Here is a 17144-nt window from a genome sequence, read left to right as displayed (position 1 = left end):
TCCAGATTATTTTGCGTCTCGACGTAAAGGGATTCCGCGACCGGAGCGAAAGTGATTGGCGACGCGACGAAAGTCACGAACGGTTTCGATTGCGCGTCGGCCCGCTCCCGCGAGGTCGTCGTCGCCAGTGGCCGCACACCGTTCGACCGCGGCTTGGAACTGGTTGAGCGGAACCGCGGCGAAGAACTCGGCGGCGGCCTCCACGTCGTCGACGGCCGCGACGCCGCGGCGCACTAGGGCGTCGTCGGGTTCCGAAGTTATGTCGTCAGGTTCCGGAGGTATGTCGTCCAGTTTCGAGCGGGCGGCGTCCGATTCCGAAGCTGTGGCGTCGGCTGTAGGGGAGGCACCAACAGTCGGGGCGAACGCGAGGCGGCGAAGCGCACGTTTCACCGCGTCGGGGTCGGGAACGTCGTCTGACACGCCCCGCGATTGTCCCGGCTTCGTATATGAAGTTATTCGAGGTCGAGGGTGTAGAGGCGCTTTCTCGCGTCGGTGAAGGAGAATCGCGACGAAACCGCACCCGCGTCTTCGAGTCGGTTGAGCGCGTACCGGACGGTGCGCGGGGGCAACAGCGTCTCTTCGACGAGTTGTCCCTGCGTGAGCGTCTCGTTGTAGTCAAGCATCTTGGCAACGAGCTTTGCACTTGGTGGTAAGTCACGGACTGCGGCCCATCTGTCGTCCTCGGCGTCGGTTACGACTGGCTCCTGAGTACTCATTATCACAGTTCTACGAATACTCCGTATTAATATTTCCGGATGTAAAATATTACTAATAATCATACTGGCTCGGATGCCGGACTTTCAGGCTCGCCGTCATATGTGTCATTATTTGAGAGGGTTTACCCGAAGCCTCTTATGAACTAGCGACCTATGCCGGTGTAATGACTGATACTGTTGACGACGTGGACTTACCCTACGACGAGGACGCGTCACAGCAGGAGAAAATCGAAGCTTTGCGCCAGCGCTTGCAGATCGTCGAATCGCAGAACGAGGAGATGCGCGACAAGCTTCTCGACGCGAACGCAGAGAACAACAAGTACCAGCAGAAGTTAGAGCGACTGACTCACGAGAACAAGAAACTGAAACAGTCCCCGCTGTTCATCGCGACGATTCAGGAAATCACTGAGAAGGGCGTCGTCATCAAACAGCACGGAAACAATCAGGAGGCGCTCACCGAGGTCACGGACGAGATGCTCGAACAGATCGAACCGGGCACTCGCGTCGCGGTCAACAACTCCCTTTCTATCGTAAAGACCCTCGACGACGAGACTGACGTCCGCGCCCGCGTGATGCAAGTCGAGCACAAACCAGACGTCACCTACGAGGACATTGGTGGTCTGGACGAGCAACTGAACGAAGTGCGCGAAACTGTCGAGATGCCACTCGAGAACCCAGAAATGTTCGAGAAGGTCGGCATCGAGCCGCCGTCCGGCGTCCTGCTCTACGGCCCGCCGGGGACCGGCAAGACGCTGCTCGCGAAGGCCGTCGCGAACCAGACCAACGCGACGTTCATCAAGATGGCCGGGTCCGAACTCGTCCACAAGTTCATCGGCGAGGGCGCGAAACTCGTCCGCGACCTGTTCCAGGTCGCCCGCGACCACGAACCCGCCGTCATCTTCATCGACGAAATCGACGCCATCGCGAGCAAGCGCACGGACTCGAAGACCTCCGGCGACGCTGAGGTTCAGCGGACGATGATGCAGTTGCTCTCGGAGATGGACGGCTTCGAAGAGCGCGGTGAGATTCGCATCATTGCGGCGACTAACCGCTTCGACATGCTGGATCGAGCAATTCTGCGCCCGGGCCGGTTCGACCGCCTCATCGAAGTACCAAAGCCCGGACAGGAAGGTCGCGAGAAGATCTTCGAGATTCACACGCGCAAGATGAACGTAGACGACGACGTTGACTTCTCGAAACTCGCAGAGGAGACGGGTGAAGCCTCCGGTGCCGACATCCGTGCCATCTGTACGGAAGCCGGGATGTTCGCCATCCGCGACGGCCGCACCAACGTCACGATGAAGGACTTCGACAGCGCGTGGGCGAAGATTCAGGCCGAAGAAGAGGACGACGACGTCTCGAAGACCTTCGCCTGAGCGACACGGGATTGCTGTTTTCAAAAAGTTTCGACGCGACCCCTACGGAGTCGCCACACCCCACCTCGTTAGAGGATGAGGGTGATGAGCGCGAGGACGATGAAGATGATCACGAACCATCGCGCGACGTTCATCGTCACCCCAGCGACACCACGGGCGCCCACCAGCGCCGCGATGATGGCGAGGACGAAGAATACGACTGCCCACTGCAGGAATTGGCCAGAGAACGCCTGGAGCGGCATGAGCTGTGCAACCGATAGGACTGCTTGCGTTAGTTCCATGTAACGATAATTGGGTGTTGAGCAATTCGTTATGCAGTGGGCATCGACGGACGTACTCGAATAAGATAGCGTTATTCTGAAGCCTTCAGTCGAGTGAGCAGGTCCGCATACACGAACACAGGTCACTGTCAGTGGCAAGAGTGCGTGACTTTCGGTGTGCTTAAGCTATCTCCCACTCCCTGTACGCTCATTCGTACTGAGCGATGTCTCCCGCAGAACTCCTTGGCGCGGTGATGGTGCTGGTCGCGAGCGGTGTGCTCGGTATCCTCGCCCACGAGTTCGCCCACGCGCTGGCGCTTCGGGCGTTCGGCATCGCGTTCAGAATCGACTGGCTCCCCGACGGCCGCGAAGAAGGGTTGTTAGGAATGATTTTCCTCGGAAAACTCGCCGCCGTCACGCCCACCAGGTTCCCGCACGCCGACGCCGCGCTCCGATTGCGCATCTCCTCGATGATGCCACTGGCACTCCTCGTGCCGCTCGCGACGATTCCACTCGGCGTCGTTCCGGGGTCGCTGGTCGCTGACTCGCTTTTCGCCAAAGTGGCGCTCATCGGCTGGTGTGCATGTGCGCTGCCGAGTCCGCAGGATTTCTCTGTGCTGTGGTACGCACCGCGTGTCGTGGCGAAGAAGCGGGCTGCACGGAAGAAGTAGCCGGTCGATTACGCGCCGAGGGCGAGGAAGGCGAGATACGGCAGTCCGAACAGGACCACCGTCATCACGACGAGCAGGATGCCGTAGCTGAGAAACGTGCCGAGTGCGGCCGTAAACGAGGCGTGGTCGAACTGCGCGGGAAGGTTCATACGCGAGACGTTGCCCGGTCCCCTCTTGAGTCTTTTGCCGTCAGGTGCGGAGGATGTCGCCAATGCGACGAGCCGGACCGTTCAGGTCGGGATTCTTCTCGATGATTTTGAGCACCTCGTGGTCGGTGATGTCCGGGTAGGATTTTCCGATGGCCTCCTCGACGAAGTCACGTTCGAGGCGGAACTCAGACCCTTCGTACACGACGTCTATCCCATCTTTGTCGAACGAGAGAACCGTCATGCGGAGATGTTGCTCGCTCGCCCGTAAAAACCAACCGACCGCGTCAGCCACCCGTCAGACATTCGCGGAGGATTAATACGAACCGAGAGACGACATCACTACGTGCCACTGCGTTCGGACCCCCTCGATAAACTCAGCATCCCAGACGGGACGACCGTTGAGGAACACGACCTCGTGACCGACGGCGACGTGCTCGTCGGCGCGCGCAGCACGGTCGAATTTGGGGTTCGCGGACGCAACGTCATCGCCGGTGAGGGCGTCACCTTCGGCGGCGACATCGAAGCGGAGGGCGACTGTCGCATCGACATGTGGTCCGACATCGCCGGAAACGTCCTCGTCGGCCAGGACGCCTATCTCGGCGAGCGCGTCCACATCGAGGGCCAACTCATGGTCTCCGGCGACCTCGACATCGGCGACGACGTGAACATCGAAAACGGCTTCGAGGCAAACGGCTGGATCGTCATTCGCAATCCCGTCCCGACCATCGTCTTTCTCTTCATCTACCTCTCGCAACTACTCCGGCTCGGTGAAGAGGAAGCCGCAGAGGAGGTGCTCACCGAACTCGCAGACGGCGGCGAGCCAGAGGACGAACCAGTCGTCATCCCGCGCAACTCTCACGTCAGCGACGACGCCTGGCGAGTCTCGACGCCAGCGACCATCGGGGACGGCTGTCGGCTCCACGGGAACATTCGCGCGGATTCCATCGAAGTGGGCGACGACAACAACATCTTCGGGAGTCTGCGGGCGCGCGGAGACATCACCATCGGCGAGGGAACGCGCATCCACGGCGACGTGACCACGCGGAAGGGAACTGTCTCCGTGACCGAGGGAACGCGCGTCCTCGGCGACGTAGCCTGCGACGACCTGTTGCTCCACGAGGGCGCGGCGGTAGACGGGTCGATTCGGGCGCGCGGCGAGATTACACAGGTTCGCGAGAAACAAGACCGCGACCTCGAATAGACCGAAAGGCAATTTTGGGTAACCACGGTATGTGAGCACATGCTCTCTATCGCGCTCGCCGGGAAGCCAAACGCCGGCAAGTCTACCTTCTACAAAGCCGCGACCCTCGCCGAGGTTGACGTGGGCAACTACCCCTTCACGACCATCGACCCGAACCGTGGCGTGAGTTACGCCCGAACGGAGTGTCCGTGTCTCACCCGCGAGGAACGCTGTAACAACGAGAACTGCCACGACGGCAAGCGGTACGTCCCCGTCGAACTGCTCGACGTAGCGGGCCTCGTCCCGGGGGCACACGAAGGCCGGGGCCTCGGCAACCAGTTCTTGGACGCACTCACGAACGCCGACGTGATTCTGAACGTCGTGGACGCCTCCGGCGGGACGAACGCAGAGGGCGAACCCGTCGAAATCGGCGACCACGACCCCGTCGAGGACGTGACTTTCATTCAGGAGGAGATGGACCTCTGGCTCGCGGGCATCCTCAACCGGAACTGGGAGACGGTCACGCGCCAGTCGCGCTCGCCCGGATTCGACATGGACGACGCCCTGACCGAGATGCTCACGGGTGTCGGCGCGACAGAACACGACGTGACGACCATCCTGCGGAACATGGAGTACTCAGAGAACCCACAGGAGTGGACCGACGCGGACCGTGAACGGCTGGCCCGTGACCTCCGTGCTCGCACAAAGCCCATCGTCGTCGTCGGGAACAAAGCCGACATCGCGCCCCCCGAGAACATCGAACGCCTCCGCGAGGCAGCAGACCTGTTCGTTCCGGCCACAGCAGACGGCGAACTCGCGCTCCGACAGGGAGCCAAGGCCGGACTCGTCTCGTACGACCCCGGCGACCCGGACTTCGAAATCGTCGGCGACCTCTCGGGACCACAGGAGAAGGGCCTGGAGAAAATTCGCGAAGTGATGGCCGAGTACGGGGGAACAGGCGTCCAGCAGGCGCTCAATCTGGCCGTGTACGACCTGCTCGACCACATCACCGCCTATCCCGTCCAGAACGAGGGCAAGTGGACCGACGGCCAGGAGAACGTCCTCCCCGACGCCTTCCTTCTGCCTCGCGGTTCGACGCCCCACGACCTCGCGTACGCGGTCCACTCGGACATCGGCGACGCCTACCTGCACGCCGTGGACGCGAAGTCCAATCGCCGCATCGCAGAGAGCCACGAACTCGACGAGGGCGACGTCATCAAAATCGTCTCCGCGGCCAAATGAGCGAAACCGCGTGGCTGCCCATCGACGAGGTCAGGCCGAGCCAACTCTACCTGTCGAGTGAGAAACTGACCGCCGTCATGGGATGGTTCGACTTCGACGGGCCGACGTACGGGCCGCTTCCCGTGTTCGAACACGAAGGCGAGACGTACCTCGCGGACGGCCACACTCGCGCCTTCGTCGCCCACCTCGCCGGGTGTATGAAGGTGCCCGTCTCCTACGACCCAACCCTCCGGTCGAGCGACGACTTTCCAGTGTACCTCGAATGCATCGACTGGTGCGAACAGGAAGGAGTCGAAACGATTGCAGACCTCACGGGCCGCGTCCTCTCGCCCGAAGCCTACGACGTGGAGTGGATAGACCGCTGTCACCAGGTGGCAGAACGACTCGACTGACGAATCAGGCGACCCGTCTGAGAATCTCGTCTGCGAGGACGACCTCGGTTCCTGCAAGCCCAACCGAACAAAACACGGTGAGGTCATCCTCTCGCGCCCGCCCAGCGTGGTCGCCCCCGACGACGGTGGAGAGTTCGACCAGCTCGGCCCGACGGTCGCCCTCGATGAAGAACGGCTGTTTGTACTCCGCGTAGCCCTTCACCTGCGCCAGCGAATCAGTGACCACCGTATTGGCCCGCTTGACCGTCTCCATCGGGAGTTCGTGTGCGCCGACGTACTTTGGCCCGAGCGTGGTGACGTGCGCGCCGGGCGCGAGCCACCGGTGTTCGAACACCGGATTCCGACTCGTCGTCGCGCAGATGACGATGCCTGCCTCCTCGACGGCGGCTTTCGCACTCGCTGCGGCGACGACAGTCCCGCCCAGTTCGTCGTCGAGGTCCCGGACGGCCGCGTCGCGGTGGTCGGCTTTCGGGGAGTAAACTCGTATCTCATCGAGATTCCGCACGCTCGCGGCCGCCCGCGTCTGCATCCGTGCGTGTGGCCCGGACCCGATGACGGCCATCGTTCGCGCGTCCGGTTTCGCGAGATACTCGACGGCCACGCCGCCGATGCCGCCCGTGCGCAGGAGGCCAACCTGGTCGCCGAGCGCGATGCCCTTGAACGCGCCCGTTTCGCTGTCGAAGACGGCGACGAGTTGCGTGTGGTCTGGCGAATCGTCCTTGAACGTCTCGTAGACGCGGAAGCCGAGGGCCTGCACCTCGCCAGTCGCGGCCCCGGCGGTGAACACGAGCGACCCCTTCTCCACATCGACGCTGAACCGGGGCGGGGAGACGAGATTTCCGAAGGCGTGTTCGCGGATGGCGAGTTCCATCGTAGCGACGACGTCCGGCACATCGATGGCCGCGAGCACGTCGTCGTCAGAGAGGACGGGGAATGTCATTCTGCGACCTCGGGCAACTCGACGGTTTCCACGTCCCATCCATCTTCGGGAATCGTTGCCTCGATTTGCAGTTCGACGAGGGCACCCGGGAGAGCAAGGTTTGACATCCCAACCATCGTACTCGCCGGAAAGTGGGGGAGTGAGAAGAACTCGTGTCGAACTTCGTGAATGGCAGTTCTGGAGACTGGTGTCAACGCATCATCACGGACGTAAAATGTTGTGTGCGTAATGTCATCCAGCGTTGCGTCGAGAATATCGTCAAAGACCATTTGAACGAACCCCAACAGGGTTCGAACCTGTTCTGGAGCAGTATCGTCTTCGGGCCACGCCAACCCGGAGAGAGTGACCTCTCGGTATGTTTCGTGGTGGGTGACGACCCCGAGCGACGAGGCTGTCGTGTCGATAATTTCTGAGTCCATATCACTCTCCTCTGGAGCGATGACTGTCTTTTTCATACAGGAAAAACGGTTGGCTGGCTGAAAACTGTTCACCCGAGGGGGCGGAACCAGACGGCGACGAGCAACAGCGCGAGGAAGACGTAGGAGCCACGAATCAAGAGCATCGTCGCGAGTTTTGGGGTTGCGTGTCTGGCGATAAGTGCGACGACGCCGAACCCGGCGACGGCGAGCGTAGCACTCAACGGGAACACGCCGAGCAGCGAGAACGCGAGAACCGCACCGAGACCGAGCGCCATGAGGGCGTAGGCGACGCGGCGAGACCGTTCTTTGCCGAGGACGACCACGGCACTTCGCTTCGAGATGGAGCGGTCGTAATCGTAGTCTTTCGCGTCGTCGATGATTTTGATTCCCGAGAGGATGACGAGGAAGACGACTGCGAAGGCGACGACTGGGAGGGTAAGCGTCTGAGTCTGGACGTAGTAGCCCCCAAGGAGCGCGAAGGAGATGCCGAGCGGATAGCCCATCGTCGCGGTGACGGGATGCATGTCGAGTTGGGGGGCGTGGAGGAAGCCGATGAGCCACCCCGGAAGGGTAAGCAGCGCAGCCCAGAAATCGACGGTCAGGCCGATGATGATGAGGCAGGCGAAAAAACCGATAGAGGAGAGCGCGAGCGCGAGTTTCGCGCCGGGTGCGGAGAGGGGATGGTCGTCGTCCTCACCGCGGACGTAGAAGTCCACGTAGCCGTCCTTGACGTGGGCGGTGTAGAGCGCGAAGAACGCCGCGAGCATGTGGAGTCCCGCCAGCGTCGGGTCGAGGTCGATGGCGAGGACGGCCCCGAACCACGACGCCGCGATGGGCGGCAGCATGAACACGGGGTGAATCTGGGAGGCGAGGGCGCGGGTCGCCGCGGCCAGACCGGTTCCGTGGCGGGCAACGTGCATGCCTGTAGCATGGACGTGTTGGCTGATAAACGTGTGTGCGAAAACAGCAGGCGGGAGACCGGTCAGCGAACTGCCGTAACGGCGTCGCCCATGATGGAGAGGGCGGTTTTGAGGTCCTCGATGCCCGTCGCGTAGGAGATGCGGGCGTAGCCCTTTCCGTGTTCGCCGAACGCCTCGCCGGGCACAAGGATGACGCCGTGGTCGATGACTTCGTCGACGAAGCCGTCGGGGACTTTCGGCATGGCGTAGAACGCGCCGCGTGGACGCGGGGTTTCGAGGCCGATGTCCTCCAGCCCGTCTACGACCACGTCACGGCGCTCCTCGAATGCGGCGACCATCTCTCCGACGCAGTCCTGTGGCCCCGAGAGGGCGGCCTCCGCTGCGTACTGCGAGGGCGCAGACGCACAGGCCTGCGCGTACTGGTGGACGCGAAGCATGCGTTCGATTCGGCGGGTGCTGCCCGTGACCCACCCGAGTCGCCATCCAGTCATCGAGTAGGATTTCGAGCAGGCGTTCACGACGACGACGTTGTCCGACTCGGCGAATTCGAGTGGCGAGTAGTGTGCGCCGTCGAAGACGATGTGTTCGTACACCTCGTCTGAGATGCAGACCACGTCGTGTTCGTCCGCGATGCGGGCGAACTCCTGGATGTCTTCTTTCGATTGGACTGCCCCTGTCGGATTCGCTGGGCTGTTGATGACGAACGCGGCAGTGTCCTCGGTAATCGCTGCCTCGACTGCGGCGGGGTCCATCGTGAGGTCCTCGCGGAGGCCGACGGGTCGGGGAATCCCGCCCGCGATGTGGGTGAGCGCGTCGTAGGAGACGAATCCGGGATCGGGGTAAATGACTTCCTGGCCCTGGTCTACGTGCGCCTGGAAGGCGAGGTGGAGCGCCTCGCTGCCGCCAGCCGTGGCGATGACGTTCTCCGGGTCCACGGTGACGCCGTTGTCGCGTTCGTGCTTGACGGAAATAGCCTGACGGAGCGGGAGAATTCCCTTGTTCGGCGTGTAGGCGTCAACGGCCCCGTCTGCGATGGCCTGCTGGGCCGCTTCGCGAACGTGTGCTGGCGTGGGAAAATCCGGTTGCCCTATGCCGAGATTGATGGCGTCGGGGCCGGCCGCCTCGAACACCTTCCTGATACCGCTAATCGAGACCCGTTCGACTCGTCGCGCAAATTCAGTCATACGAAAACTCAGGTACGGGAGAGAATAACTCTGATGAGTGGTGTGTTGACACAGGCCTCGCGGCCTTCTTTTACGAATCTCGCGTTGCGATCAGTTCTCGAACTCTTCGCGAAGTTCATCGATGTGCAATTCCAGCACTGACAGCGCGGCGTCCGCGTCGGTGTAGCCACGTTCGTACTCGTTGTAGACGCTCTTCGATTTCCGCAAGAATTCGGAGACTGCGTCTTCTAAATCGCTCATAGAAATCCCTAGGACACGGACGTATTTCAAACTGTCAGAATGAACGCGCGGGAGACGGATTCGAACCCCGCCATGACACCGTCACAGACGAACCCTACCTGAAAGCGGCGCGGTTGCGTCGCGGAAGTGATTGCAGTATCAAAGCAGGCCTTGCGGTTTGCGGTGCAGGGCGGTAGCGGTGCGGCGACCGCCAGTGTAGCATCCGAACGCGCCGGTGGCGCGTTCGGCCTTTTTCATGAACGTTTTTGCAAGCGGGGTCGCTTCGCGACCCCCGCAGCAAAAAGGTTCATTGGAACATCCGAAGCGGCTTCGCCTGCGTACTTTCCTCGTCTGCGTCCTGCATGCGCTGGGCGAGTTGTTCTTTCGCCTCGCGGATTTCTTCGGCGCGGTCGACGAGGTCGTCGGTGTTCACGTCGATGTCGGCGATGGGTCCGATGCCATGCATGAGCAGAATGCGGGCAGCCTTCGGGTCGGGGAACTGCTTGTCGCTTTCGACGACGAGACCGACGCCGGTCAGGTCAAGTTCGATGGCGCGGTTGATGAGCGAGCCTGTCGGTCCGGTGATGACGCCGCCTTCAGTGGGGGACGCGATATCTGCGCGGTCGAGCAGCGAGGCCCCGTCACCGGTCGAGACGCCGTAGAGGGCGGGTTCGCCGTCGCCTTTCTCGGTCGGCAGGCCGGAGAGGAAGATGGGCGTCGCGCCGTGGTCTGCAATCCAGCCGGTGAGGCAACTCGAGAAATCGGCGGCCTGCGACGGCGAAACCGGAACGTCGCTCTGGAGGACGACGAGGTCGCGGTCTTCGTCCGCATAGAGGCGGACGGGCGCGCGGACGGTTGAGTCGCCCTCGCCGTAGACCGCGACGCGGGGAATGCCCTCGCAGTGGAGCGACCCGAAATGGCTCATCTCGAAGGTTTCGACGAGGTGGTCGGCCGCGATTTTTCCGACGAGACCGACGCCGGGGAGTCCTTCGACGAGTGTCGGCGCGTCGAATTCGAGCGACTCGTCGTGAATCTGGACGTGTGCCATATGCCCACATACTCGTGGAGATCGTATAAGCTTCCGGCCGGTGTGCGCGTTCGAAACCCACAAACGGTCGCCCGAAATAGAGACAGCAAATGGAGGCTCTGGAGCGGTACGAACCGCTGATGGACGACGTGACGGCCTACCGGGAGGCGTGCGCCCGCCCCCTGCCCTCCGTCGTCCGGGTGAACACGCTGAAAGCAACGGGAAAACAGGTTCGTGCGGCCCTCGACGAGGAGGGCGTCGGCTACGAACAACTCGAATGGAACGCAGACCTGTTCAAACTCGACACGCGCAGTCCGGGTACGACGTGGCCGTACTTCCACGGCTGGATTCACGGACAAGAAGAGGTGTCTGCGGTTCCTGCGCTCGCGCTCGACCCACAGCCGGGTGAGCGTGTCTTCGACACCTGCGCCGCACCGGGGAGCAAGACGACGCAGTTGGCAGCCCGGATGGACGACCGAGGCGTGCTCATCGCGAACGACAACAACCTCGGACGGCTCTCAGCACTTCGATTCAACGCGGAACGACTGGGCGCGACCTGTGTCGCGGTCACGAATCAGGACGCCCGCAACTTCTCGATGAAACCGTTCGACTCGCCAGACGAGGGTGGGTTCGACCACTTCGACCGCGTCCTCGTGGACGCGCCGTGTTCGTGTGAGGGGACGGTTCGGAAGAACCCGGACGTCGTGGACGAGTGGACGCTAAACCACGTCGAATCAATCGCCGGCATCCAGAAGGGCATCCTTCGGCGGGCGATGCAGGTGACGCGCCCCGGCGGGACGGTGGTCTACTCGACGTGTACCTTCGCCCCTGAGGAGAACGAGGCCGTGCTCGACCACGTCCTCGAACACGAACCGTGTCGCGTCGTTGATTTCGACCTCGACCTTACCCACGTCCCCGGTGTCACCGAGTGGCGCGGCGAGACGTACGACGAGCAGGTCACCAAGGCAAAGCGCATCTATCCCCAGCACAACGACACCGGCGGGTTCTTCTGCGCGAAATTGGAGGTGGAGCAATGAGCGAAGACGGCAACGTAGGCCAACAGTTCGACCGCCTCCCCGAGACCCACGACCAACAGGAGGTAGACGGCCGCGCCTCCCGCGAGCAGGTCGTGAGCTTCTGGCACGACCGCTACGGCGTGCCAAAAGATGTGTTCGACGACTTTTCCATCTGGGAGAAGGGCGCGGGCAAAATCTGGATTTTCGGCGGCGACGTGGCCTCGCCAATCCACATCGAGGGCCTCGGCATGAAGTTCCTGCGCACCCGCCAAGAACACTGGAAACCGACGACGAACGCTGCCCAGCGCTTCGGTCGCCACGCGACGAAGAACGTCATCGTGCTCGACGACGAACAGGCGGACCGGTTCGCCCACGGGAACGACGTGGACTACCCCGACTGGGACGGCGACTGGGGCTACCTCATCGCCGCTCACGAGCTGGCTGGCGTGACCGAGCCGATCGGCGTCGGCCTCTACCTCCACGGCGAACTGCGCTCTGTCGTGCCCAAGGGTCGGCAGTTCGATTAACCGAGGCGTTTTTCGAGTTCCGCCACTCGCGCTTCGAGCGCGTCGTAGCGCTCTTTCGGGACGTACCCCTCCAGATTCAACCCCTCGACTGGCAGTCCCTTGAAGTCGATACAGGGGTCGTCGCCTAGGGAAATTTCGAGCAACTCCTTCTTCCGCCCGAGGTCGTTGATGCGCAGCGACTCGCGGTCGCTATCGACGTAGATGACCACGCGCTCTCCGGCCCGCCGACTGCGGAGGTCGAGAATCGGCTGCTCTTCGGCATCGACCCACAGCCGGACGTTTTCGGGACTCATGAATCGGGCGATGGTGTCGGCCATGCCGCCGCTCATCGAGAGCCGTTTGACCCGCTTTCCGGAGGGGTTGCCGAGCGGGTGTTTGCGCGTGTAGACGCCCCAGTGGTTGTGTTCTGCGTCTGCGGCCGTCCGCGCGAGGAGCGTGCCGTCGGAACCGCAGTAATCGACGAAGCAGGCGTAGGCGTCAGATGACGTGCCTGCCGCGTCGTCCAGTGCGTGGAGCGCCAGTGAGTGTCGTCGTTCGCTCATACCCGAAAGACGCCCCTCACGGGCTACTGGCTTGCGGCCGAGTCGTCCCACAAGTAGCGGCCCAGCGGTGTCGGACCGAGCCATGGCGAAGCGACGGTAGTCCGGAAAGTACCGCTCGCGCTAGTCAATTGACTTTGCTCGCACCGTGCCGCCGGACAATCCCTCCCACTCGACGCGGTAACCGAGCCGCGAGAGAATCGCGCTCGCGTCGTCGAGTCCGTAGGTCGCAAAAACCCCCTCCGCCTCCGACAACGACATCCCGGCCTGAATCTCGTCACGGAGCGAATCGAGTACGGCAGGTCGGACGAGCGTCCGCCCCACTCGCTCGTGGTCGGGGAAGCGTTTCTCGGAGAGCACCGATTCGCTCACGCCGAGGTCGCTGGCAAGGGTTTCGAGCGTAATCACGTCGGCGTCCGGCGACAGTTCTTCCGCAAGGTCAGCGGCGCTCGCTGCGACGAGGTCGGCCTCGTACTCGCGGAGGACGTCCACCACGTCTTTGACCCGAACCGATCCGGTGTAGGGAATCGCGCGGTGGTCTCGGGCGGCGATATCCTCACCAACTCCGAGCGTGCTATCGACTGCGACGAGCAGTTCCACGTCCTCGACGAGGTCCATCTGCCGGAGCTTCTTTTCTACGTACTCGGGCGTCCAGAAGCCCATGATTTCGAAGTAGATTCGGTACTTCGAATGCTTCCAGTCGAACGCGAAATCCGGAATCATCACGCTCGCACCCGCTTCGAGAGGTTCGGGTTCGCGCACGAGATTCCAGTCCAGTCCGAGGGCGCTAAAGCGGGCGGCGAAGTCGGATTCGACGCCGCTGTCGAACGACACTTCTGCGACTGGGTCTGCGTCCGGGACCGCCACGTCTTCGTGAGTGAGGGTGAGCAGGCGCTCTGTTCCGCGGTCGTCGATGGTTGCCTCGATGCGCCACTCAGAGGCCTTCGCCACCGAGCGCAAGAGGCGGGCGAACCGCGTCCCGTAGCGCCGACTCGTCTGGAACAGGCCGGTCGGTCCGGTAACGATGACCTCGCGACCTGCCTCTGTCTTTCGAATCTCGTACATCAGGCGAAGGCGCTTTATCGCCGAGATGAGCGCCTTCGGGTCACTGCTCCGAATCCGCAGTTCCGTGGCGTCGAACAGCGCGGTTTGAGCGAGCGAGAGGTTATATTGGTCAAGCAGGTCGTCCGGGTCCCAGCGCACGCTGAGTTCGTCGAGGATCTGTCGCTCCGTGAGGTCGGCGTAGAGGGATTCTGAGACCTGCTCCGGCGTGGACGCGAGGTTCGTGGCCGCCTGTGAGAGCGCCTCCTCGCGTTCGGCTACCGTGACGACCGACCCCGCCTCCGCAGCGGCGAAGACGGCGGCACGAGTGCGCTCCGGTGGGAGCGGGGCGCGCGTCTCGAACGTCGCTTCGCGTTCGACGAGTTTCGCCAATCCGCGGACGAGTTTGAAGTCCGCGTCAGCTTCCAGCCGGGCGAGCGCCGCCTCCAGGTCGGCGCGGGGTTCGCCGACGTGACCCTGGAAGGTGCCGATGACCCGGGCGGCGAGCGGACGGTCGGCGCGGTCGGCGAACTGTGGAGCGTAGCCGCCACCCGCCCGTGAGATTCGGAGGAGGTCCTTCGTGAGCACACCTAAGCGTGGGAGACGGTCGCACAAAAATCGTCTGACGTCGGCCCCAACACTCTTACAATCGAATGGATACAACAGTAGTATGGAACGTCGGACTTTCCTTCGCAGTGTTGGCGCGACAGCCTCCGTCGCGTCTCTCAGTTTTGCCGCCGGTTGTTCGAACTCTCCGCTCGGCAGTGACGACGAAGAACCGCAAACGACCACACAGGGCGACGGCGGAGAATCCACCGTCTCCTACCCCGAGGGCTGGACCGCGGAACTCAGTAGCCTCGAGACCGACGGCGACGCGCCGTCGAACAAATTTCAGATGGAATCGTTCGACGTGCAAGCAGACGATTCGGGCAACCTCGTCGTCACGGGCACCGTCAAGAACACCGCGAGTGAGACGGCAACGCATGCTGTCGTCGTTCACGTGGACGTCGAAAAGGAGAGCCACAAGGCGGGGAAAGCCTTCGAACTCGACGGCGGCGCAACCAACTCGTTCGAACTCCCATTCCCGGTCACGATGGACGAGTTCAATCAGCAGGGCAGCCTTCGGTTTACCTTCCAGTAATCCGCTACCGTCTCCGGTCTGCGACCCGCTCTTCTGCCGTTTCGCGGCTGACGAGTTCGTACAGCAGCGCCCGTCCACCGTCTGCTTTCGGTCGGAGGATGCGGCCGAGTCGCTGGGTGAACTCCCGTTCGCTCCCGCTTCCGGAAAGGACAACAGCCACGTTCGCGTCGGGCACGTCTACTCCTTCGTCTAAGACGTTTGCCGTGACGACACGCGAGTACTCGCCGGTGCGGAACTTCGCGAGGATGTCACGGCGCTCTTTCGTCCCGGTTCGGTGGGTGATGGCGGGAATCAAGAATCGCTCGGAGATGCGGTAGACGAGGTCGTTGTGCGCGGTGAACACGATGATTCGATCCCCGCGGTGGCGAGCGAGAATCTCTGCGAGCTCGGCGAGTTTCGCCGCCGAGTTCATCATCACCTCGCGGGCGCGTTGCTTCGCCAGCAGCGCCTCCCGTGCACGCGGGTCCGACCCGGAGCGCATCACGAGTTTCTGGTAGTCGCTGCCGCTCCGGAGTTGCAGGTTCGAAGTGGCGAGATAGTCGGTAAATATCGACTGGTGACGCTCGTACTCGCGGCGTTCGTCGGGTGTCAACTCCACCTCGATGCGCTTTACGTCGTAGTTCGCGAGGTGTTCGCCCGCGAGCGTGTCGATTTCGACCGTGTAGACGAGCGGGCCGAGGAGCGATGCGACGACCTCGTGGGCGTCGTCTTCGCGCTCGAATGTCGCCGTCAGGCCGAGGCGGGCGGGTGCGGCGAGCAACCGCGCAATCTGGCGAAAGCCCTCGCCGCCGAGGTGGTGGACTTCGTCAAAGATGACGAGCCCGAACCGGTCGCCGATGGCGTCGGCCTTGAGGTAGGCTGAGTGGTACGTCGAGACGGTGATGGTTTCGAGAGTCTGCTCACCCCCGCCGAGTTGCCCAATCGGCACGTCGAACTCGGCTTCGAGTTCCTCGCGCCACTGGGTGAGCAGGTCGATGGTCGGGACGACGATGAGGGTCGGCGTACAGAGTGCCTCGATAGCGGCGATGCCGATGACGGTCTTGCCACTCCCGGTCGGGAGTTCGAGGACGCCCCGGTCGTCAGCATCGCGCCACGCGTCGAGGGCGGACCGCTGGTAGGGGCGCAACTCGTAGGTGGACTGAAGCGTGGGTACGTCCGGAAGCGAGAGGACGTGGTCAGAGACGGTGTGCGTTGTCTTGTCAAGGGCATCGCGCAGGTCCGAGTAGAACATCGCGGGTGCTCTCGCTGTTTTCGACCGCGGGTCGAACCGCGTGTGCGGGAGGGCAGTCGCTTCTGCCTCGGAGAGTCCGTCTACGCGGATAGTTCCGTCTTCGAAGGTGAGCGAGACCGCGGACACGTTTCAAAGACGGCGACGGCCACACTTAACTTCGCCACCCGTCGAGTCGCCGCGAACACATTTCTGAATTTTTATGGCCGCTGGAGCGCCTTGCTCCACCTATGAGCGAAAACCAGGGTGCAGACGAGCAGTCGCCCACGACTGACCCCGAGGAAGCCGCCGAAACCGAGGCCGAACAGGTGGACGCCGACGAGTCGGAAGCTGCCGACGCGTTCGCCGACCTCGTCGCGCGCGTCGAGGAGTCGGACCCGGAACAGCTCGCCCGCGAAATCGAGTCCCTCCGCGAGCGGGCGGCCTCCATCGACGACGTCCAGTCGGAGCGCGAGGACCTCGAAGCACGCCTGAAACGAAAGCAAGCCGAGTTCCAGAACTACAAAAAACGGATGAAAAAGCGCCGCGAACAGGAAAAACAGCGCGCGACGGAGGACCTCGTAGAGCGCCTCATCGACGTGCGCGACAATCTGGCTCGGGCGCTTGAAGAGGCCCAGGAGACGGACGCCGAAGGGTCTGATATCGTCGGCGGCGTCGAATCGACGCTGCGCCAGTTCGACCGCATCTTAGAAGACGAAAACGTCGTCGAGATTCGCCCGGAACCCGGCAGCGAGGTAGACCCACAGCGCCACGAAGTGATGCTCAGGGTGGACTCGGACCAGCCAGCGGACACCATCGCGGAGGTGTACCAGTCGGGCTACGAGATGGCAGACCGCGTCCTGCGTCCCGCGCAGGTGACGGTGAGCAAGGACTGACTGAGCAAGCGCTGACCGTGCGAGCACGCGGCGGTCGAATTGCGGTCATCATATAAGCACAGGGTGTGAGACGCACCCGCAC

Annotated in this window: 23 protein-coding genes; 9 read left to right on the top strand and 14 right to left on the bottom strand. The window is 62.6% G+C overall.

All coding sequences use genetic code 11. The annotated features are described in order from the left end of the window. Positions 1-6 precede the first annotated feature (6 nt). A complete protein-coding gene (locus P0648_RS06745) occupies positions 7-420 on the bottom strand; it encodes a hypothetical protein (protein ID WP_277505716.1) in 414 nt (137 codons plus the stop codon). Between the two features lie 32 nt (positions 421-452). Further along, entirely contained in the window at positions 453-716 is a 264-nt protein-coding gene (locus P0648_RS06740; protein WP_276248032.1) for a helix-turn-helix domain-containing protein, read from the bottom strand. A 164-nt stretch (positions 717-880) separates the two neighbouring features. Between P0648_RS06740 and P0648_RS06735 the strand changes: the two genes are divergently transcribed. Then, positions 881-2092: a proteasome-activating nucleotidase gene (locus P0648_RS06735; protein WP_276248033.1), complete on the top strand. Its 1212-nt coding sequence runs from the start codon at positions 881-883 to the stop codon at positions 2090-2092. Positions 2093-2160: 68 nt separating this feature from the next. Here the strand turns inward: P0648_RS06735 and P0648_RS06730 are convergent, their stop codons facing one another. After that, a complete protein-coding gene (locus tag P0648_RS06730; RefSeq protein ID WP_276248034.1) occupies positions 2161-2373 on the bottom strand; it encodes a DUF1328 domain-containing protein in 213 nt (70 codons plus the stop codon). A 203-nt stretch (positions 2374-2576) separates the two neighbouring features. Between P0648_RS06730 and P0648_RS06725 the strand changes: the two genes are divergently transcribed. After that, the gene (locus P0648_RS06725; RefSeq protein ID WP_276248035.1) at positions 2577-3023 is read left to right on the top strand and encodes a hypothetical protein; all 447 of its coding nucleotides are present in this window, start codon (positions 2577-2579) and stop codon (positions 3021-3023) included. An 8-nt stretch (positions 3024-3031) separates the two neighbouring features. On the opposite strand, the gene P0648_RS06720 is transcribed toward P0648_RS06725, so the two are convergent. Next, positions 3032-3172, bottom strand: a complete 141-nt coding sequence (locus P0648_RS06720) for a hypothetical protein (RefSeq protein ID WP_276248036.1) — start codon at positions 3170-3172, stop codon at positions 3032-3034. Between the two features lie 40 nt (positions 3173-3212). Next, complete coding sequence (locus P0648_RS06715; RefSeq protein WP_276248037.1) at positions 3213-3413, bottom strand: DUF5800 family protein; 201 nt, start codon at positions 3411-3413, stop codon at positions 3213-3215. Between the two features lie 102 nt (positions 3414-3515). Between P0648_RS06715 and P0648_RS06710 the strand changes: the two genes are divergently transcribed. Genes P0648_RS06710 through P0648_RS06700 form a run of 3 tightly spaced genes read left to right on the top strand, consistent with a single transcriptional unit; the run spans position 3516 to position 5986 of the window. Then, positions 3516-4373 carry a polymer-forming cytoskeletal protein gene (locus P0648_RS06710; RefSeq protein ID WP_369685096.1) on the top strand — a complete coding sequence of 286 codons (858 nt, stop codon included), beginning with the start codon at positions 3516-3518 and terminating at the stop codon, positions 4371-4373. 39 nt (positions 4374-4412) lie between these two features. Next, positions 4413-5594 carry a redox-regulated ATPase YchF gene (locus tag P0648_RS06705; RefSeq protein ID WP_277505715.1) on the top strand — a complete coding sequence of 394 codons (1182 nt, stop codon included), beginning with the start codon at positions 4413-4415 and terminating at the stop codon, positions 5592-5594. After that, complete coding sequence (locus P0648_RS06700; protein ID WP_276248039.1) at positions 5591-5986, top strand: hypothetical protein; 396 nt, start codon at positions 5591-5593, stop codon at positions 5984-5986. Before P0648_RS06705 ends, P0648_RS06700 begins: the two co-directional genes overlap by 4 nt. Positions 5987-5990: 4 nt before the next feature. Here P0648_RS06700 and P0648_RS06695 read toward each other — a convergent pair whose 3' ends face one another. The 6 genes from P0648_RS06695 to P0648_RS06670 all read right to left on the bottom strand — a co-directional run bounded on the left by P0648_RS06695 (position 5991) and on the right by P0648_RS06670 (position 10716). Next, positions 5991-6926 (bottom strand): ornithine cyclodeaminase family protein, encoded by a 936-nt coding sequence (locus P0648_RS06695; protein ID WP_277505714.1) that lies wholly within the window; start codon positions 6924-6926, stop codon positions 5991-5993. Further along, entirely contained in the window at positions 6923-7381 is a 459-nt protein-coding gene (locus P0648_RS06690) for a RidA family protein (protein WP_277505713.1), read from the bottom strand. Before P0648_RS06690 ends, P0648_RS06695 begins: the two co-directional genes overlap by 4 nt. Before the next feature lie 32 nt (positions 7382-7413). After that, entirely contained in the window at positions 7414-8265 is an 852-nt protein-coding gene (locus P0648_RS06685) for a UbiA family prenyltransferase (RefSeq protein WP_277505712.1), read from the bottom strand. 62 nt (positions 8266-8327) lie between these two features. Further along, a complete protein-coding gene (locus tag P0648_RS06680) occupies positions 8328-9449 on the bottom strand; it encodes a pyridoxal phosphate-dependent aminotransferase (RefSeq protein WP_276248043.1) in 1122 nt (373 codons plus the stop codon). Between the two features lie 90 nt (positions 9450-9539). Continuing rightward, a complete protein-coding gene (locus P0648_RS06675) occupies positions 9540-9689 on the bottom strand; it encodes a hypothetical protein (RefSeq protein WP_277505711.1) in 150 nt (49 codons plus the stop codon). 286 nt (positions 9690-9975) lie between these two features. Then, positions 9976-10716, bottom strand: a complete 741-nt coding sequence (locus tag P0648_RS06670; protein ID WP_277505710.1) for a proteasome assembly chaperone family protein — start codon at positions 10714-10716, stop codon at positions 9976-9978. 89 nt (positions 10717-10805) lie between these two features. Here P0648_RS06670 and P0648_RS06665 point away from each other — a divergent pair, with 89 nt between their 5' ends. Continuing rightward, positions 10806-11732 carry an RsmB/NOP family class I SAM-dependent RNA methyltransferase gene (locus P0648_RS06665; RefSeq protein WP_277505709.1) on the top strand — a complete coding sequence of 309 codons (927 nt, stop codon included), beginning with the start codon at positions 10806-10808 and terminating at the stop codon, positions 11730-11732. Then, positions 11729-12238 (top strand): hypothetical protein, encoded by a 510-nt coding sequence (locus P0648_RS06660; RefSeq protein WP_277505708.1) that lies wholly within the window; start codon positions 11729-11731, stop codon positions 12236-12238. Before P0648_RS06665 ends, P0648_RS06660 begins: the two co-directional genes overlap by 4 nt. Here the strand turns inward: P0648_RS06660 and P0648_RS06655 are convergent. Both P0648_RS06655 and P0648_RS06650 read right to left on the bottom strand, forming a co-directional pair. After that, on the bottom strand, positions 12235-12780 hold the full coding sequence (locus tag P0648_RS06655) for a hypothetical protein (protein WP_276248048.1): 546 nt from the start codon (positions 12778-12780) through the stop codon (positions 12235-12237). The two genes, P0648_RS06660 and P0648_RS06655, sit on opposite strands and share 4 nt — an antisense overlap. A gap of 120 nt (positions 12781-12900) precedes the next feature. Next, positions 12901-14406: a DUF790 family protein gene (locus tag P0648_RS06650; RefSeq protein ID WP_276248049.1), complete on the bottom strand. Its 1506-nt coding sequence runs from the start codon at positions 14404-14406 to the stop codon at positions 12901-12903. 82 nt (positions 14407-14488) lie between these two features. Between P0648_RS06650 and P0648_RS06645 the strand changes: the two genes are divergently transcribed. Beyond that, complete coding sequence (locus tag P0648_RS06645; RefSeq protein ID WP_276248050.1) at positions 14489-14959, top strand: hypothetical protein; 471 nt, start codon at positions 14489-14491, stop codon at positions 14957-14959. 4 nt (positions 14960-14963) lie between these two features. Here P0648_RS06645 and P0648_RS06640 read toward each other — a convergent pair whose 3' ends face one another. Then, positions 14964-16316, bottom strand: coding sequence for a DEAD/DEAH box helicase family protein (locus P0648_RS06640; protein WP_276248051.1), 1353 nt, complete (start codon positions 16314-16316; stop codon positions 14964-14966). 101 nt (positions 16317-16417) lie between these two features. Here P0648_RS06640 and P0648_RS06635 point away from each other — a divergent pair, with 101 nt between their 5' ends. After that, positions 16418-17062 (top strand): nucleotide exchange factor GrpE, encoded by a 645-nt coding sequence (locus P0648_RS06635; protein ID WP_276248052.1) that lies wholly within the window; start codon positions 16418-16420, stop codon positions 17060-17062. Positions 17063-17144 lie beyond the last annotated feature (82 nt).

Origin of the sequence: Haladaptatus sp. DYSN1, from assembly GCF_029489995.1 — an archaeon.
GTDB lineage: Archaea > Halobacteriota > Halobacteria > Halobacteriales > Halococcaceae > QDMS2.
This window is presented reverse-complemented; position numbering and strand designations above follow the sequence as displayed.

Excerpts from the sequence above, each read along its gene's own strand:
- P0648_RS06740 (WP_276248032.1), bottom strand. The coding sequence starts at position 716 with ATGAGTACTCAGGAGCCAGTCGTAACCGACGCCGAGGACGACAGATGG.
- P0648_RS06735 (WP_276248033.1), top strand. The coding sequence starts at position 881 with ATGACTGATACTGTTGACGACGTGGACTTACCCTACGACGAGGACGCG.
- P0648_RS06730 (WP_276248034.1), bottom strand. The coding sequence starts at position 2,373 with ATGGAACTAACGCAAGCAGTCCTATCGGTTGCACAGCTCATGCCGCTC.
- P0648_RS06725 (WP_276248035.1), top strand. The coding sequence starts at position 2,577 with ATGTCTCCCGCAGAACTCCTTGGCGCGGTGATGGTGCTGGTCGCGAGC.
- P0648_RS06720 (WP_276248036.1), bottom strand. The coding sequence starts at position 3,172 with ATGAACCTTCCCGCGCAGTTCGACCACGCCTCGTTTACGGCCGCACTC.
- P0648_RS06715 (WP_276248037.1), bottom strand. The coding sequence starts at position 3,413 with ATGACGGTTCTCTCGTTCGACAAAGATGGGATAGACGTCGTGTACGAA.
- P0648_RS06705 (WP_277505715.1), top strand. The coding sequence starts at position 4,413 with ATGCTCTCTATCGCGCTCGCCGGGAAGCCAAACGCCGGCAAGTCTACC.
- P0648_RS06700 (WP_276248039.1), top strand. The coding sequence starts at position 5,591 with ATGAGCGAAACCGCGTGGCTGCCCATCGACGAGGTCAGGCCGAGCCAA.
- P0648_RS06695 (WP_277505714.1), bottom strand. The coding sequence starts at position 6,926 with ATGACATTCCCCGTCCTCTCTGACGACGACGTGCTCGCGGCCATCGAT.
- P0648_RS06690 (WP_277505713.1), bottom strand. The coding sequence starts at position 7,381 with ATGAAAAAGACAGTCATCGCTCCAGAGGAGAGTGATATGGACTCAGAA.
- P0648_RS06685 (WP_277505712.1), bottom strand. The coding sequence starts at position 8,265 with ATGCACGTTGCCCGCCACGGAACCGGTCTGGCCGCGGCGACCCGCGCC.
- P0648_RS06680 (WP_276248043.1), bottom strand. The coding sequence starts at position 9,449 with ATGACTGAATTTGCGCGACGAGTCGAACGGGTCTCGATTAGCGGTATC.
- P0648_RS06675 (WP_277505711.1), bottom strand. The coding sequence starts at position 9,689 with ATGAGCGATTTAGAAGACGCAGTCTCCGAATTCTTGCGGAAATCGAAG.
- P0648_RS06670 (WP_277505710.1), bottom strand. The coding sequence starts at position 10,716 with ATGGCACACGTCCAGATTCACGACGAGTCGCTCGAATTCGACGCGCCG.
- P0648_RS06665 (WP_277505709.1), top strand. The coding sequence starts at position 10,806 with ATGGAGGCTCTGGAGCGGTACGAACCGCTGATGGACGACGTGACGGCC.
- P0648_RS06660 (WP_277505708.1), top strand. The coding sequence starts at position 11,729 with ATGAGCGAAGACGGCAACGTAGGCCAACAGTTCGACCGCCTCCCCGAG.
- P0648_RS06655 (WP_276248048.1), bottom strand. The coding sequence starts at position 12,780 with ATGAGCGAACGACGACACTCACTGGCGCTCCACGCACTGGACGACGCG.
- P0648_RS06645 (WP_276248050.1), top strand. The coding sequence starts at position 14,489 with ATGGAACGTCGGACTTTCCTTCGCAGTGTTGGCGCGACAGCCTCCGTC.
- P0648_RS06635 (WP_276248052.1), top strand. The coding sequence starts at position 16,418 with ATGAGCGAAAACCAGGGTGCAGACGAGCAGTCGCCCACGACTGACCCC.